Source organism: Arthrobacter sp. Y81 (assembly GCF_002929335.1).
Lineage (GTDB): Bacteria > Actinomycetota > Actinomycetes > Actinomycetales > Micrococcaceae > Arthrobacter.
On record NZ_PJIL01000016.1, the window covers coordinates 106,422 to 120,731 of the forward strand.

The window sequence follows — 14,310 nt, forward strand, 5'->3', positions numbered from 1 at the left end:
CACGGCGGGTCCAGAACCCGGATCCGGCCCGCGCCGGAGCCTTCCGCAACAGCGCCACAGGATACGGATCATGGACCAGTCAGAACGCCAGCCCAGGAAACTGGGCTGGCGTTTTGCGTTGCTCGCCCTTGCGCTGGCGCTGCTCATCAGCGGACTTGTCCGCGCCCTCTGGCTGGATGTGTACTACATACCGTCCGCCTCCATGGAACCGCTCTTCGGCGCGGGGGACAGGATCCTGGTTTCCCGTACCGATTTCCAGTCCCGACCTGTCCGGCGCGGTGACGTCGTGGTCTTCGACGGCCGCGGGTCGTTCGCTCCGCTCAACAGCGGCAACGGACCGGTGCAGGATGCCGCCGCGGCGGCCGGACACTGGCTTGGCATTACAGGCAGTGATACAACCTACATAAAGCGGGTTATCGGGTTGCCCGGCGATCATGTCATCTGCTGCGATGACCAGCAGCGGCTCACAGTTAACGGTCAGGCGCTTGAGGAACCATACCTCTATGGCGGGGACGTGGCGAGCAAGCAGAAGTTCAGTGTGATCGTTCCGGCGGGACGGCTATGGTTGCTTGGAGACCACCGGTCCATGTCCGCTGATTCCCGAAGCCTGCTGGGCGCACCGGGAGGCGGCATGGTGCCCCTGGACCGGGTGATCGGCAGGCCGGTCCAGATCATCTGGCCACTCGACAGATTTGCGGCCGTGCCCCGGCCCGCAGAAACCAGCACGACGACGAAGGACGGACAGTAGATGCCCGAGACCGATCCCCGGACTCCTGATCCGCTCAAGCGCGACGCCGCCGGAGGCGCCCACACTTCAGGCGCCCACACAGGACGCGACGCCGCCGGACGCGACTACTCGGCAACTGCCACGGACGCGGATGCCGGGTCGCCGTCCGAAGCTCCGCCTGTAGCACCGCCGGCAGCTCCCTCGGCCGGTCCGTCCGCTGCATCGGAGCAGCCCGCTCTCCGGTCAGAGGGCCGGGCTGCTGGTTCGAAGGGCGCCCATTCCAAGGCCGGGCCATCAAAGCCGGCCAAGGAGAGCAAGGCCCACAGTCCGCTGTACCTTTGGATCAAGGAAGTGGCCACGGTGGTGGCCATCGCGGTGGTGCTGTCCTTCCTGATCAAGACGTTCCTGTTCAGGGCGTTCTATATCCCGTCCGAGTCCATGGTCAGCACGCTCGACGTCAACGACCGCATCTTCGTCAACCTGCTGGTGCCGGAGCCTTTTGCCCTTGAGCATGGTGATGTAGTGGTCTTCAAGGACACCAAGGGATGGCTGGTGCCGACGCCGGACAAGGCGGACGGTCCGTTCACTTGGGTCCAGGACGGCCTGACATTTGTCGGCCTGCTGCCGGACAATTCGGAGCAGCACCTGGTCAAGCGCGTCATCGGCCTCCCCGGCGACCACGTCGTTTGCTGCGACGCCGGCGGGAAACTCACCATCAACGGCAAGGAAGTTGATGAGACGTACGTCAACCCCGCCGAGGTGCCCGATATCCGGAACTTCGACGTCGTTGTCCCGGACGGCAAGATCTGGGTGATGGGAGATAACCGGAACCACTCGGCGGATTCCCGCGCCCACCAGGACAGCAACGGCGGCTTCATCGACATGCCCGACATCGAGGGCAAGGCAGCCGTCATTGCCTGGCCCCTCAACAGGCTGACCGGGCTGGGAAACTACCCCGACGTGTTCCGGAACGTTCCCGCACCGACTGGAAAATAGATGTCCATCGCACCAACCCTCGATTATGAGCACCGTTTCCTGAGTACCGGTGCCAGGCTCCTGGCCGGCATCGACGAAGTCGGCCGGGGAGCCATTGCAGGACCCGTGACCGTCGGAATCGCCGTCGTCGACCTCAGCCGCCCGGTTCTTCTCGACGACGTCCGCGACAGCAAGCTGCTGAAGGAATCTGACCGTGAGCGGCTGGAACCCCTCGTGCGCAGCTGGAGCGTCGCGTCGGCGGTGGGGCACGCCTCGGCCAGCGAGATCGACGCCATGGGCATCATCGCGGCGCTGCGGACCGCGGGAACAAGGGCCTGGCTGCAAATCCTGGCTGCCGGTGTCACTCCCGATGTGGTGCTGCTCGACGGCAGTCACAACTGGCTCTCACCGGAGACACAAGCGTCCCTCTTTGACGACGCCCCGGCCGGGCCCGGGTGTGACGCTCCGGTCCACACCCTCGTCAAGGCGGACATGCAGTGCTTGAGTGTGGCCGCCGCCAGCATCCTCGCCAAAGTGGAGCGGGACCGGCTCATGCGGACGCTGCACACGGAGTTCCCGGCCTTCGCCTGGAATGAAAACAAAGGCTACGGAACGGCGTCACACAAGGAAGCCCTCAGGGCCGCGGGACCCACGCCCTATCACCGGGTTAGCTGGCAGATTCTCTGAACTGGGCCGCCGTGGAGCGGGGTCGGCGAGCGGGCAACGGGCGGCAGGGCCGGCGCCATGGCCCACGCGGTGCGCTGAATAGTGCAAGATGGAACCATGAGTGCCGAGGATCTTGAGAACTATGAAACCGACATGGAACTGCAGCTCTACCGCGAATACCGAGACGTCGTCGGGCTGTTCAGCTACGTAGTCGAGACCGAACGGCGTTTCTACCTTGCCAACCACGTTGACCTGCAGGCGCGCAGTGCAGACGGTGAAGTCTATTTTGACCTCACCCTGCAGGATGCCTGGGTTTGGGACGTCTATAGGTCGGCCCGGTTCGTCAAGAGCGTCCGGGTGATTACGTTCAAGGACGTCAATGTCGAAGAGCTGCCCCGGAACGAGGAACTGGCCCTTCCCAAGGACGTGGACCTGGGCAACTGATCCGGGCAAGTGATCAACCGTGTCGGCGGTTGCACTACCTGTTTTTTGCCCAGGGTCTGGCATCCCCGCCCCCCTTGGCGCGAGACTACTGTATGGGATTGATTCGTAGTTCTGTTCCGACGGCTTACCGCGTTGCGGAGGGGTCTCGCGTCCTGCAGACACATCCTGACGGTGCTTGAGTCGAGCGCCGCAGGGCTCGTACTGGCACCGCCTACCCGGCTGACATCAGAGAAGATCTCACCATGAAAATACTCTGCTGGTTCCTAGGGCACATCTGGAGCAGCCATGCCGGTTTCTACGATGAGCGGCCGCACCAGTCTGCCCACTGCATGAGATGCGGAACCCGCGCCTAGCGGTTCCTGCCTGGCGGTTCCGTCCGCCTGACCTCCGCCCACCACTCCTCCACAGCACCTCTTCGCCGGGGTTTCCCACATAGCGCCCCCGGCCGGTATGCCTGGCTCCGCCGCTCCCGCAGGCTGGTGGCGGAGGTAAGAATGAGAGCCAAAGACTTGCTTGGCCGGCGCGGGGAAGAACTGGCTGCCGGATATCTGGAATCACAGGGCATGCTGATCGTGGACCGCAACTGGCGCTGTCCCGAGGGCGAAATCGACATCGTGGCGCTTGACGGCGATTCGCTGGTCATCGCCGAAGTCAAAACGCGGAAATCCCTGGCCTACGGGCATCCCTTTGAAGCCGTCGGCGTTGCCAAACTGGCGCGCCTTCACCGGCTGGCTTCGGCCTGGTGCCGGGACCACGAACTCCGGATGCCCTTCCGCCGTGTCGACGTGGTTGCCGTCCTTGACGACGGCGCCGGCCAGCCGCGCGTGGAGCATCTCAAAGGGGTGGGCTAGGTGGGCCTCGGCAGGACATACTCTGTGGCCCTCGTAGGCCTCAATGGCTACATCGTTGAAGTCGAAGCTGACATCGGCCAGACCCTCCCGGCCTTCATCATCCTGGGACTTCCGGATGCATCGCTGAACGAAGCCAAGGAACGGATCCGCTCGGCGGCCCAGAATTCCGGCATCCCGCTGAGCCGGCGCAAGATCACGGCCAACCTCATCCCGGCATCGTTGCCAAAACGTGGTTCCGGTTTCGACCTGGCCATCACCATGGCCGTCCTGCGCGCAGCAAACGACATCAAATCGACTGAGCGGACTGTCTTCATCGCCGAGCTGGGCCTTGACGGTAGGCTCAGGCCCGTCCGTGGCATCCTCCCGGCCGTGATGGCCGCCGTGCAGGCAGGCTACCCGGACGTTGTGGTGGCGCAGGCGAATGAGGCAGAGGCAGGGCTCGTGCCGGGTGCCAGGGTGCGCGGCTACAGGACCCTTGCCCGCCTCGCGTGTGACTTCGGGGCGGATCCGCAGGAACTTGCCTTGGACTTTGAACCGGATGACGAGCACACTTCCGGCGATGGTCCGTCGTTGGCGGGACCGGCCCCGGACATGTGTGATGTCGCCGGCCAGGCCGACGCCCGGAAAGCGCTGGAAGTCGCCGCTGCCGGGGCCCATCACTTGCTCCTGTCGGGCCCTCCGGGGGCCGGTAAGACCATGCTCGCCGAACGGCTTCCTGGCCTGCTGCCGGACCTGGCTGACGGCGAGGCCATGGAGGTCACCGCGATCCACTCCCTGTGCGCCCTGTCGTCAGCTGCAGTGCAGCTCCTCCGCCGGCCGCCGTTCGAGAATCCCCACCATACGGCCAGCGCAGCTGCCATCATCGGCGGCGGCTCCGGGCTGCCACGGCCGGGCGCAGCGTCCCGGGCGCACCGTGGTGTGCTCTTCCTTGACGAGGCTCCGGAATATGAACGGCGGGTTCTCGATGCGCTCAGGCAACCGTTGGAGAGCGGCGAGCTGGTCATTCACCGGTCCGCCGGCACCGCCGCCTACCCGGCACGGTTCCAACTCGTACTGGCCGCCAACCCCTGCCCGTGCGGAAAGGCTTCGGGGAAAGGGCTCGACTGCACCTGTACGCCCATGATGAGGCGCCGGTACCTTGCGCGGATGTCCGGGCCGCTGCTGGACCGGGTGGACATTCAATTGCAGGTGGAGAGGGTTTCGCTTGCTGATTTCGGCCAGTCGGGTGCGGAAGAAGACACCGCGACCGTTGCCGCCAGGGTTCGTGCTGCCAGGATCCGCCAGCTGGAGAGGCTGCGGCCCCTGGGCCTGGAAACCAACTCGCAGGTGCCGGGCCGCGTACTTCGCGGTGCCCTGCGCCTGGCATCACCCACCACCCGGATCCTCGACCGCTCGCTGGAACGCGGTGTGCTCACCGCCCGCGGTTATGACCGGGTCCTCCGGCTGGCCTGGACGCTAGCGGACCTGGCTTGCCGTGACGCCCCGGATGACAACGACATCGGGCAGGCGCTGGGACTCCGGCAAGCTGCCTCGGCCGCGGCCTGAAAGGAACACGATGACGGAACAGGAACACCTGGCCAGGGCTGCCCTGTCGCGGCTGATGGAGCCGCAGGACGCTGCCGGACTTGCCTTGGTGATGGTCGCCGGCGCAACCGACGCGCTGCGTATCGCCACGGGCCAGCTGGGGTCCGGGCCGCAGCTTGAACGGGATATCACCTCCTTGCTCGCCGACAATGGCACGGGCAGCTGGCCGGGAATGCAAGCCTCACTCCGGCGCTGGGCGCCGCGGATCCCGGACCTGGCCCCGGAGCGGGATCTCGCCACCATGCACCGCCTGGGCGGGCGGATGATCATTCCATCCGACGCACTATGGCCCCGGCAACTGGCTGACCTGGGCCTTCATGAACCCATCTGCCTCTGGTGGCGCGGCATGGAGCAGCCGCTGCCTGCAGCGGCGAAGTCCATTGCCCTTGTCGGATCCCGCGACAGCACAAGCTACGGTGCTGCCGTCACCGGCGACCTCGCTTATTCGCTGGCACAGCGGGGTTTCACGATCGTCTCGGGCGGGGCCTACGGGATCGATGCGCACGCCCACCGGTCTGCCCTGGCTGGCGCCGGCGATGCCATGCCCACCATCGCCGTTATGGCCGGGGGAGTGGACCGCTTCTATCCATCCGGCAATGAAGACCTGCTTAGGACGGTAGCCAACCAGGGTGCGGTCCTGGCTGAGGTGCCGCCTGGCTCCGCCCCCACGCGATACCGGTTCCTGCAGCGGAACCGCCTCATCGCCGCGCTGGCGTCGGTCACGGTCGTCGTGGAGGCCCGCTGGCGCTCGGGCGCACTGAACACGGCCCACCACGCTGAATCGCTGGGTAGGGCCGTCGGTGCCGTCCCCGGTTCCGTGCACAGCGCCAATTCCGCAGGCTGCCACCGGCTGATTCGCGAAGGGGGAGCCGTCTGCGTCACGGACGCCGGTGAAATCGCCGAGCTTGCCGCTCCCAGCGGCGAATCGTTGGTGGACCTGGCCCCGGAGCAGCGCGCTGACCATGACGGCCTCACCCTGGAGGACCTCATTCTGCTCGATGCGTTGCCGCTGCGGTCCACTAGCTCAGTCGAGAAGCTGACGTCCGTTGCAGGACTGAGCGCCGATTCCGTCAGGGCGGGCCTGGGCAGGCTCGGACTTCTGGGGCTTGCCGAATCCGAACGCGGCGGGTGGAAACGGTCCCGAAAGGCCTGCTGAGTGCCTGCGGCCTGCCCCCTGTCGCCCTACCGGCGGCCTCCCGGAATTTGTGCCGTCTTGAGTGCGTGGTTCCTTGATTGGCGGCCGAATGATGGGAAAGTTGGAGCGTGGACACCCCTGATCTCCCGGCAGCCCTCGCTGGCGCCGCCGACGCCTTCGGCCGCTACCTCGACGGTGAGCGGGCCAGGTCGGCCCATACTGTTCGCGCTTACCTTTCGGACGTCCACAGCCTGCTGTCGGCTGCAGCAGCGGATGGCATCACCGATCTTGACGGGATTGAACTCTCCACGCTGCGGCGGTGGCTCGGAGCGCAGAGCGAAGCGGGCATGTCCCGCTCCACGCTGGCGCGGCGCGCTGCCACTGCCCGGTCCTTCACCGCCTGGGCCGTGCGGGAGGAACTCCTGGAAGCCGATCCCGCCCTGCGCCTGAAGGCACCGAAGCGGGAAAAGTCACTGCCCGGTGTCCTACACCAGCAACAGGTCGTGCGCGTCCTGGACGGTCTCGAGACGGCGGCGGACGAAGGCGCGCCGCTCGCCATTCGGAACCGCGCCATGGTGGAGCTGCTCTATGCAACCGGGGTCCGGGTGGGGGAGCTGGCTGGCATGGACGTCGACGATCTCGACCAGGACCGCCGCACGCTCCGGGTCATCGGCAAGGGAAACAAGGAGCGGACAGTGCCTTACGGGGTGCCGGCGGCCGTCGCGGTCGACGACTGGCTCCGCCGTGGAAGGCCGGTGCTGGCAGCGGACGCGAGCGGTCCGGCCTTGTTCCTCGGAGCGAGGGGCCGCAGGGTGGACCAGCGGCAGGTCCGTGCCGTGGTGAAGGACCTGCTGGACGCGCTGGGCGACACGGCTGCTACCGGTCCGCACGCGCTCCGGCACTCCGCCGCCACTCATCTGCTGGATGGCGGAGCTGACCTCAGGGCGGTGCAGGAAATCCTTGGCCACAGCAGCCTGGCAACAACACAGATCTACACCCACGTCTCGGTGGACCGGCTGCGGCGGAGCTACCAGCAGGCACATCCCCGCGCGTGAGCCGTTGCCTGCGGCCTCGGTTTATGGCGCTGGGCGCCGCCCGTCTGCAGTGCGCGAAATATTGATCACCCCCGGCGCGCCGAATTGCACTGGCGTAATTATGCGGGGTACGGCACAATAAGAGTCATGCCCGGCAACTCTCAAGTCTGACTTGAACCTCGCCTTCCGGCGGATAACGTAGTTCCGGGCACTAATTTCATAGTCTTGCAGAGATCACCGGCAGCATGCGGGAACCCTGCGCGGCAGACATACATACAGGCAGAGGTCGTTGGGGAAGACGTACCTACAGCTATGGAGGATGGAATGTCTGTTGCAATGACCCGCGGTGTCTTGTTCGTTCACTCGGCCCCGACCGCCCTGTGCCCTCACGTTGAGTGGGCCATTGGGTCAGTCGTGGACAAGCGCACGGACCTCGAGTGGACTGCTCAGCCTGCTGCGCCCGGAATGTTCCGTTCGGAACTGTCCTGGACCGGCAGCCCGGGTACAGGCGCCCTCCTGGCGTCTGCCCTGCGTGGCTGGGCGCACCTGCGCTATGAGGTCACCGAGGAGCCTAGCCAGGGCGTTGACGGCGGGAGATGGTCGCACACGCCGGAGTTGGGAATCTTCCACGCCGTCACCGATGTGCACGGAAACATCATGGTCTCTGAAGATCGCATCCGCTATGCCTATGAATCCGGTGCGGGCGACCCGTCCGCGGTCTATCACGAGCTCTCCCTTGCCCTTGGTGAAGCCTGGGACGAGGAGCTGGAACCGTTCAGGCACGCCGCAGAGGGTGCCCCCGTGCGCTGGCTGCACCAGGTGGGTTGACTGGGCCGCGCTGCAATAACCTCCATAACGCAAGAGGCCCCTGCCGGACGGCAGGGGCCTCTTGCTGTTGCGAGCGTGGAGGCTAGATGCTCCGGACTGCGATGACGGCGTTGTGGCCGCCGAAGCCGAACGAGTTGCTCAGCGCCACAATGCTGCCCGAAGGCAGGTCACGTGCGGTCTTGGTGACGACGTCGAGCGGGATCTCAGGGTCCTGGTTTTCCAGGTTGATGGTTACCGGAGCCTTGCGCTCGTAAACAGCCAGCACTGTCAGCACGGCCTCGACGGCACCGGAGGCGCCCAGCAGGTGGCCCATCTGGGACTTCGTAGCGGAGACCGCCACGTTGTCCACATGGGCGCCCAGTGCGGCCCGCAGAGCGGTGTACTCGGGCTTGTCGCCGACGGGGGTCGAGGTCGCGTGTGCGTTGACGTGGACCACGTCGTCGGCCTGGATGCGGCCGTCGAACATCGCTGCCTTCAGCGCGCGGGTGGCGCCCAGGCCTTCGGGGTCCGGGGCGGTGATGTGGTAGGCGTCAGCCGTCACAGATGTTCCGGCGAGCTCGGCGTAGATCCGTGCTCCGCGGGCAAGCGCATGTTCTTCGGCCTCGATGACCAAGGCGCCCGCGCCTTCGCCCATGACAAAACCATCGCGGTCCGTGTCGTAGGGGCGCGACGCACCGGCGGGATCATCATTGCGGCGTGACAGAGCCTGCATCGAAGCGAACGCGGCAATGGGCATGGGGTGGATCGCTGCTTCGGCGCCGCCGCAAACAACGACGTCAGCCTTACCGGAGCGGATCAGGTCCAGTCCAAGGTGGAGGGCCTCGGTGCCGGAGGCGCAGGCGGACACGGGAGTGTGGGCGCCGGCACGGGCGCCAAGGTCCAGGCTCACCGCTGCGGCCACACCGTTGGGCATCAGCATGGGCACCGTCATGGGCAGGACCCGTCGCGGGCCCTTTTCGCGCAGGGTGTCCCACGCGTCCAGCAGCGTCCAGACGCCGCCGATGCCCGTGGCGAAGGCCACCGCAAGGCGGTCGTGGTCGATTTCCGTAATGCCGGAGTCTGCCCATGCTTCGCGTGCGGCAACGACGCCGAACTGCGTGGACGGGTCCATGCGCTTTGCTTCTACGCGGCTCAGGACTTCCAGCGCAGGGGTTGAGGCGCGGGCTGCGAAGTGAACGGGCAGTTCATACTTGGCTACCCAGTCGTCCTCGAGCGTGTGCGCGCCGGAGACGCCCTTCAGCGCGTTCTTCCACATTGTGGGGACATCGCCGCCAATGGGTGTGGTGGCACCCAGACCGGTAATGACTACTTTGCGTGCCATGGGATCACTCTCTATCGGTGCGCATGCCGTGTCCGGGAAATACCTGGCCGGGGGCTGCGTGGGGAAACTTGAGGTCATTCAGCGGTGTTCGGTCCGGGGCGCTGATTTCAGCGCCCCGGACCGGCTACCGGGTTCGGCTGTTGCCGGCAGAAGCCAGGACTAGGCCTGTGCGTTTGCGATGAAGCTGACTGCGTCACCGACGGTCTTGAGGTTCTTGACCTCTTCGTCCGGGATGCGCACGCCGAACTTTTCCTCAGCGTTGACCACGATGGTCATCATGGAGATGGAGTCGATGTCCAGGTCCTCGGTGAAGGACTTGTCCAGCTCGACGGCTTCGGTGGCGAGGCCGGTTTCTTCGTTGACGATTTCAGCCAGGCCGGCCAGGATCTCTTCGTTGCTAGCCATTGATGGCTCCTTTTCTTGTTGTTGCCGGCAGGTGCTGCCGGAAATGATTCAAGCCGAGATTACGGCTTGGTTCGCGAATCCGTGCTGTGCAGAACGTATTCAGTTGTGGGTAAAAGGGTGCGGTCTACGGGAGCACGATTACCTGTGCGCCGAAGACCAGGCCTGCGCCAAACCCGATCTGCAGGGCGAGTCCGCCGCTGAGTTCGGGGTTTTCCTGCAACAGGCGGTGCGTGGCCAGCGGAATGGAAGCCGCCGAAGTGTTGCCGGCCTCGGCGATGTCCCGGGCTACCTTGACGGTTTCGGGAAGCTTGAGCTTCTTGACCATCTCGTCGATGATGCGCATGTTCGCCTGGTGCGGGATGAAGGCCACGAGGTCCTCGGCCGTGACGCCGGCTGCGTCGAGGGCCTGCTGGGCCACCTTGGCCATCTCCCAGACCGCCCAGCGGAAGACGGTCTGGCCGTCCTGGCGCAGGGTGGGCCAGATGGCGGCGTCGGTTGCGTCGGCCTCAGCGGCGCTCAGCGATCCTGCCTTATTCGCGGCCAGGGCAAGTTCGCGGACATCCAGCAGAGAATGTGTCATGCCGATGGCATCCCACTTGCTGCCGTCCGAACCCCAAACCGACGGGCCGATGCCCGCAGTCTCAGAGGGGCCGATGACGACCGCTCCGGCGCCGTCGCCGAGCAGGAACGAAATGGTGCGTTCGGTGTTGTCGATGACGTCCGAAAGCTTCTCGGCACCGACCACCAGCACGTATTCCGCCGCGCCTGAGCGGACCAGGGCGTCACCCTGGGCAATGCCGTAGCAGTAGCCGGCGCACGCGGCGGAGATGTCGAACGCGGGAGCAGGCGTGGCGCCGAGGCGGTCCGCCAGGCTGGCAGCCGCGGACGGCGTCGCGAACGGATGCGTAACGGTGGAGACGATGACCGCGCCCAGCTGGCTGGCTTCGATTCCCGCCTTTGCCAGGGCTTCACGGGCTGCGCCCTCAGCCATGTCAATGACGCTGACATCCGCGGGGGCGCGGTGCCGGGTCACAATGCCGGTGCGCTGCCGGATCCATTCGTCCGAGGAATCGATCCACTGGCAGACATCCTCGTTGGTGACGATGACGTCGGGCCGGTAGGCGCCGAGTCCCAGGATGCGGGTGTGTTCCCGCAGCGGTGCCTGCTTGAGTGCGGGAGCGCTCATGCCTGTCCCTCCAGTTCTGCGAATAGTGCAAGGGCGGCAGTGAGGTCCTCGGGAGTCTTGACGGCTACCGTCTTGACCCCGGGCATGCCCCTCTTGGCGAGTCCGGCCAGGGTACCGGCCGGTGCAAGTTCAATAACGCCCGTGACGCCGCGCTGTACCAGCGTTTCCATGCACAGGTCCCAGCGGACCGGCCGGGAGACCTGGGCGATGAGGCTGTTGACTGCCGCGCCGCCGTCGGTCACTTCCTTGCCGTCAAAGTTGGACAAAAGGGGCACCTGCGGGTTCTGCGGCTGAAGCGTCGGCTTCAGCGCTTCCAACGCCGCAACGGCGGGCGACATGTGTGAGGTGTGGAAGGCCCCTGCCACCTTCAGCGGGATCACGCGGGCCTTGGCCGGGGGATTGTCCGCGAGGACCTTGAGCTGCTCGAACGTGCCGGCGGCAACGGTCTGGCCTGCGCCGTTCACGTTGGCCGGCGTGGCGCCGGAGGACTCAATGGCCGCCAGGACCTCGGCCGGGTCCCCGCCGACTACAGCGCTCATGCCCGTGGGCGTGACGGCGGCAGCAGCGGCCATGCTGTTGGCACGCTCCCGTACGAAGGTCATGGCCTCGGTCTCGGTCAGGACACCGGCAAGCGCCGACGCCGTGATCTCGCCGACCGAATGGCCGGCGAGGACAACGGGGAGGGTGCTGAGTTCGACGTCGAATAGCGACTTGGCGGCGATCAGTCCGGCCGCAACGATCAGCGGCTGCGCTACCGCCGTGTCCTTGATGGTTTCCTCATCCGACGTGGTGCCGTGTGCGGTGAGGTCGATGCCTGCTATTTCACTGAGGGAGGCCAAATGGCCTGCGACGGAAGGAAGTTCCAGCCAAGGGGCCAGAAAACCAGGGGTCTGGGAGCCCTGTCCAGGGCAGACGATTGCAAGCACGTATCCAGCTTTCCAAATTACTGCGTGATTCTCGGTGTATTCATGCACCAAGCTCACTGGGTCAGTTTGTAGGAAGTCTACAACGGTTCAGTTGCCGTTCCGGGACGGCTGGCGTTCAGTCGGCGCCTTGGGCGGCACGGAAAGTCGTCCCACCACGAGGGCCGCCTGGAGCACAAACGCCTCCCGGGGGAGCAGCGGATCCCAGCCGGTGACGTCACAAACCCGCTTGAGCCGGTAGCGGACCGTGTTGGCGTGCACGAAGAGTTCCCGCGCCGTCGCCTCCAGCGAGTGGCCCAGTTCGAGGTAGGTTCCCAGGGTCTCCACCAGCCCGTTGGACGCGGCGAGCAGGGGGCGGTAGATATTCTTGATGAGGGACCGGCGGGCTGCATCGTCCCCGGAAATAACCCGCTCGGGCAGCAAGTCGTCAGCAGCCACCGGGCGCGGCGCCGAGGGCCAGGCCCGGGCCGCCGTCAGCCCGGCGAAGGCCGACTGCGCCGAACTGCTCGCTTCGAGCAGGGAGCCGGCTTCAGGGCCGTAGACAACGGGGCCGGGGGCGAACAATTCGCTGAGCTTCAGGTAGGCACTCTCCCGGTCCTGGACGCCGCCGAGGATCAGGATGAGGCGGTCCCCCTGGATTCCCACAAGGGCGTCCTCTGCGAACCGTCCGGCCGTCCGGCGCAGCTCGCTGACGTAGCTGGCGCTCGGTTCCGACGGCGAATTGCCCACCATTACGGTAAACCGCTCCTGCGCTTTCCAGCCGAGGGCGGCGATACGGGACCGCAGTGCGTCCGTGTTTTCGCCGCGCAGGATCGCATCGACGATCAGTGCTTCCAGCCGGGTGTCCCAGGAGCCCCTCGATTCGGCGGCCCGGGCATACACATCGGCGGCGGCAAAGGCCACTTCGCGCGAATAGCGGAGGACGGCTTCACGGAGGGCGGGCTGGTCCGCCTCCGGAGCGATCACGGGAACCTGGTCCTCCACCACCTCAACGACGATCCTGATGAGCTGGAGGGCCTTCTGCAGGCTGATGGAGCGGGTCAGCTCGGTGGGGGCGGTCCCGAAGACGTCGGTGAGGATCCACGACGGCGAGCTGGGGCGCTCGTACCACGTCACAAAAGCGGCGATCCCGTTCTGGGCCACCATTCCGAGGGCGGACCGCTCATCGGAGCTCAGCCGGCTGTACCACGGAAGCGATTTTTCCAGCTGGCGCATGGTGGTGGTGGACAATTGCCCCACACTGGCCCGGAGTTTCTTCAACGTCTGGGCTTTTTCCGGCGTCAGGGCGCGCGATGCCGGCTTGCGCTTTGTGGGAGTGGGGTTTGGCTCTGCCATGCATCGAGCATACGGTGCGCGCAGGCCAACCTCCATTTGTGCAAAGGCTACAACTCGATTTGTGCTGCGTCACAGGACCGCCAGCTTCGCGGAACGCAGGGCACATAACGACGACGGCGGCCCCCACCGTCAGGTGGAAGCCGCCGTCGCAATTTACTGCTTACGGGTTAGGACTCCCCGCCGGCGTTCCCGGTGGATCCCGCGTTCACGTTGTGGAGCCGGTACTTCTCAATTGCCTGGACCGGAGCCTGGGCGTCCACTTCGCTGCGGCGTGCGAGCATCTCCAGCGAACGGACCACGATGGAGTGGATGTCGTTCTTGAAGAAGCGTCGTGCCGCGGCCCGGGTGTCGGAGAAGCCGAAGCCGTCCGCCCCGAGTGAGGCGAACTCGTTCGGGAGGAACTGGCGGATCTGGTCCGGGACGGCCTTCATGTAGTCCGAGACCGCCACGATGGGACCAGTTGCCCCTTCCAGCTGTGCCGTGACGAACGGCACCCGTGCCGGCTGGCCCGGGTTGAGGAACGCGTCCTCTTCCGCTGCCATGGCGTCGCGGCGCAGTTCATTCCAGGACGTGACGGACCAGACGTCCGCGGAGACGCCCCAGTCCTCGGCCAGGAGCCGCTGGGCTTCCAGCGCCCACGGCACCGAAACGCCCGAGGCCAGGATCTGCGTGCGGGGGCCGTCAATCTTGGCCGGTGCCAGCAGGTAGATGCCCTTCAGTACGCCTTCAACGTCCAGCTCCTCCGGCTCAGCCGGCTGGGTGATGGGTTCGTTGTAGACGGTGATGTAGTACATCAGGTTCCGGTCCGCGTTTGTTCCGGCGGCGGCCTCCGGGCCGTACATGCGCTCGATGCCGTCGCGCATGATGTGGCCCATTTCGTAGCCGTAGGCGGGGTC

General features: G+C 65.9%; 14 protein-coding genes and 1 pseudogene. 9 read left to right on the top strand and 6 right to left on the bottom strand.

Annotation, left to right across the window (positions count from 1 at the left end; translation table 11 throughout):
• Positions 1–70 precede the first annotated feature (70 nt).
• The 9 genes from lepB (CXQ91_RS18835) to CXQ91_RS18875 all read left to right on the top strand — a co-directional run bounded on the left by lepB (CXQ91_RS18835) (position 71) and on the right by CXQ91_RS18875 (position 8,244).
• A complete protein-coding gene (gene lepB / locus CXQ91_RS18835; protein WP_104175415.1) occupies positions 71–748 on the top strand; it encodes a signal peptidase I in 678 nt (225 codons plus the stop codon).
• Positions 749–1,723: a signal peptidase I gene (gene lepB / locus CXQ91_RS18840; protein ID WP_258074119.1), complete on the top strand. Its 975-nt coding sequence runs from the start codon at positions 749–751 to the stop codon at positions 1,721–1,723.
• Positions 1,724–2,389 carry a ribonuclease HII gene (locus tag CXQ91_RS18845; protein ID WP_104175416.1) on the top strand — a complete coding sequence of 222 codons (666 nt, stop codon included), beginning with the start codon at positions 1,724–1,726 and terminating at the stop codon, positions 2,387–2,389.
• Positions 2,390–2,485: 96 nt separating this feature from the next.
• A complete protein-coding gene (locus tag CXQ91_RS18850; RefSeq protein WP_003806068.1) occupies positions 2,486–2,812 on the top strand; it encodes a DUF2469 domain-containing protein in 327 nt (108 codons plus the stop codon).
• 494 nt (positions 2,813–3,306) lie between these two features.
• Positions 3,307–3,663 (top strand): YraN family protein, encoded by a 357-nt coding sequence (locus CXQ91_RS18855; protein ID WP_104175417.1) that lies wholly within the window; start codon positions 3,307–3,309, stop codon positions 3,661–3,663.
• The gene (locus CXQ91_RS18860; RefSeq protein WP_104175418.1) at positions 3,664–5,208 is read left to right on the top strand and encodes a YifB family Mg chelatase-like AAA ATPase; all 1,545 of its coding nucleotides are present in this window, start codon (positions 3,664–3,666) and stop codon (positions 5,206–5,208) included. It abuts the gene before it with no gap.
• A gap of 10 nt (positions 5,209–5,218) precedes the next feature.
• Positions 5,219–6,403: a DNA-processing protein DprA gene (gene dprA, locus CXQ91_RS18865; protein WP_104175419.1), complete on the top strand. Its 1,185-nt coding sequence runs from the start codon at positions 5,219–5,221 to the stop codon at positions 6,401–6,403.
• A 107-nt stretch (positions 6,404–6,510) separates the two neighbouring features.
• Positions 6,511–7,437, top strand: coding sequence for a tyrosine recombinase XerC (locus CXQ91_RS18870; protein ID WP_104175420.1), 927 nt, complete (start codon positions 6,511–6,513; stop codon positions 7,435–7,437).
• Positions 7,438–7,740: 303 nt separating this feature from the next.
• Positions 7,741–8,244 (top strand): DUF3145 domain-containing protein, encoded by a 504-nt coding sequence (locus CXQ91_RS18875; protein ID WP_011692312.1) that lies wholly within the window; start codon positions 7,741–7,743, stop codon positions 8,242–8,244.
• A gap of 82 nt (positions 8,245–8,326) precedes the next feature.
• Here CXQ91_RS18875 and fabF read toward each other — a convergent pair whose 3' ends face one another.
• The 6 genes and pseudogenes from fabF to CXQ91_RS18905 form a co-directional block, all read right to left on the bottom strand.
• Complete coding sequence (gene fabF, locus CXQ91_RS18880; protein WP_104175421.1) at positions 8,327–9,565, bottom strand: beta-ketoacyl-ACP synthase II; 1,239 nt, start codon at positions 9,563–9,565, stop codon at positions 8,327–8,329.
• A gap of 159 nt (positions 9,566–9,724) precedes the next feature.
• Positions 9,725–9,970, bottom strand: coding sequence for an acyl carrier protein (locus tag CXQ91_RS18885; RefSeq protein ID WP_011692310.1), 246 nt, complete (start codon positions 9,968–9,970; stop codon positions 9,725–9,727).
• Between the two features lie 124 nt (positions 9,971–10,094).
• Positions 10,095–11,156 (bottom strand): beta-ketoacyl-ACP synthase III, encoded by a 1,062-nt coding sequence (locus CXQ91_RS18890; protein ID WP_104175422.1) that lies wholly within the window; start codon positions 11,154–11,156, stop codon positions 10,095–10,097.
• Complete coding sequence (locus CXQ91_RS18895; RefSeq protein ID WP_104175423.1) at positions 11,153–12,082, bottom strand: ACP S-malonyltransferase; 930 nt, start codon at positions 12,080–12,082, stop codon at positions 11,153–11,155. Before CXQ91_RS18895 ends, CXQ91_RS18890 begins: the two co-directional genes overlap by 4 nt.
• Positions 12,083–12,169: 87 nt before the next feature.
• Positions 12,170–13,414: a CdaR family transcriptional regulator gene (locus tag CXQ91_RS18900; RefSeq protein WP_104175424.1), complete on the bottom strand. Its 1,245-nt coding sequence runs from the start codon at positions 13,412–13,414 to the stop codon at positions 12,170–12,172.
• Positions 13,415–13,581: 167 nt separating this feature from the next.
• Positions 13,582–14,310 (bottom strand): annotated as a pseudogene (locus CXQ91_RS18905) (pyruvate dehydrogenase (acetyl-transferring), homodimeric type); the annotation flags it as partial.

What these genes read in the sequence shown, in the direction of transcription:
- CXQ91_RS18885 (WP_011692310.1), bottom strand. Translation starts at nt 9,970, where the DNA reads ATGGCTAGCAACGAAGAGATCCTGGCCGGCCTGGCTGAAATCGTCAAC.
- lepB (WP_104175415.1), top strand. Translation starts at nt 71, where the DNA reads ATGGACCAGTCAGAACGCCAGCCCAGGAAACTGGGCTGGCGTTTTGCG.
- lepB (WP_258074119.1), top strand. Translation starts at nt 749, where the DNA reads ATGCCCGAGACCGATCCCCGGACTCCTGATCCGCTCAAGCGCGACGCC.
- CXQ91_RS18900 (WP_104175424.1), bottom strand. Translation starts at nt 13,414, where the DNA reads ATGGCAGAGCCAAACCCCACTCCCACAAAGCGCAAGCCGGCATCGCGC.
- fabF (WP_104175421.1), bottom strand. Translation starts at nt 9,565, where the DNA reads ATGGCACGCAAAGTAGTCATTACCGGTCTGGGTGCCACCACACCCATT.
- dprA (WP_104175419.1), top strand. Translation starts at nt 5,219, where the DNA reads ATGACGGAACAGGAACACCTGGCCAGGGCTGCCCTGTCGCGGCTGATG.
- CXQ91_RS18890 (WP_104175422.1), bottom strand. Translation starts at nt 11,156, where the DNA reads ATGAGCGCTCCCGCACTCAAGCAGGCACCGCTGCGGGAACACACCCGC.
- CXQ91_RS18850 (WP_003806068.1), top strand. Translation starts at nt 2,486, where the DNA reads ATGAGTGCCGAGGATCTTGAGAACTATGAAACCGACATGGAACTGCAG.
- CXQ91_RS18855 (WP_104175417.1), top strand. Translation starts at nt 3,307, where the DNA reads ATGAGAGCCAAAGACTTGCTTGGCCGGCGCGGGGAAGAACTGGCTGCC.
- CXQ91_RS18875 (WP_011692312.1), top strand. Translation starts at nt 7,741, where the DNA reads ATGTCTGTTGCAATGACCCGCGGTGTCTTGTTCGTTCACTCGGCCCCG.
- CXQ91_RS18845 (WP_104175416.1), top strand. Translation starts at nt 1,724, where the DNA reads ATGTCCATCGCACCAACCCTCGATTATGAGCACCGTTTCCTGAGTACC.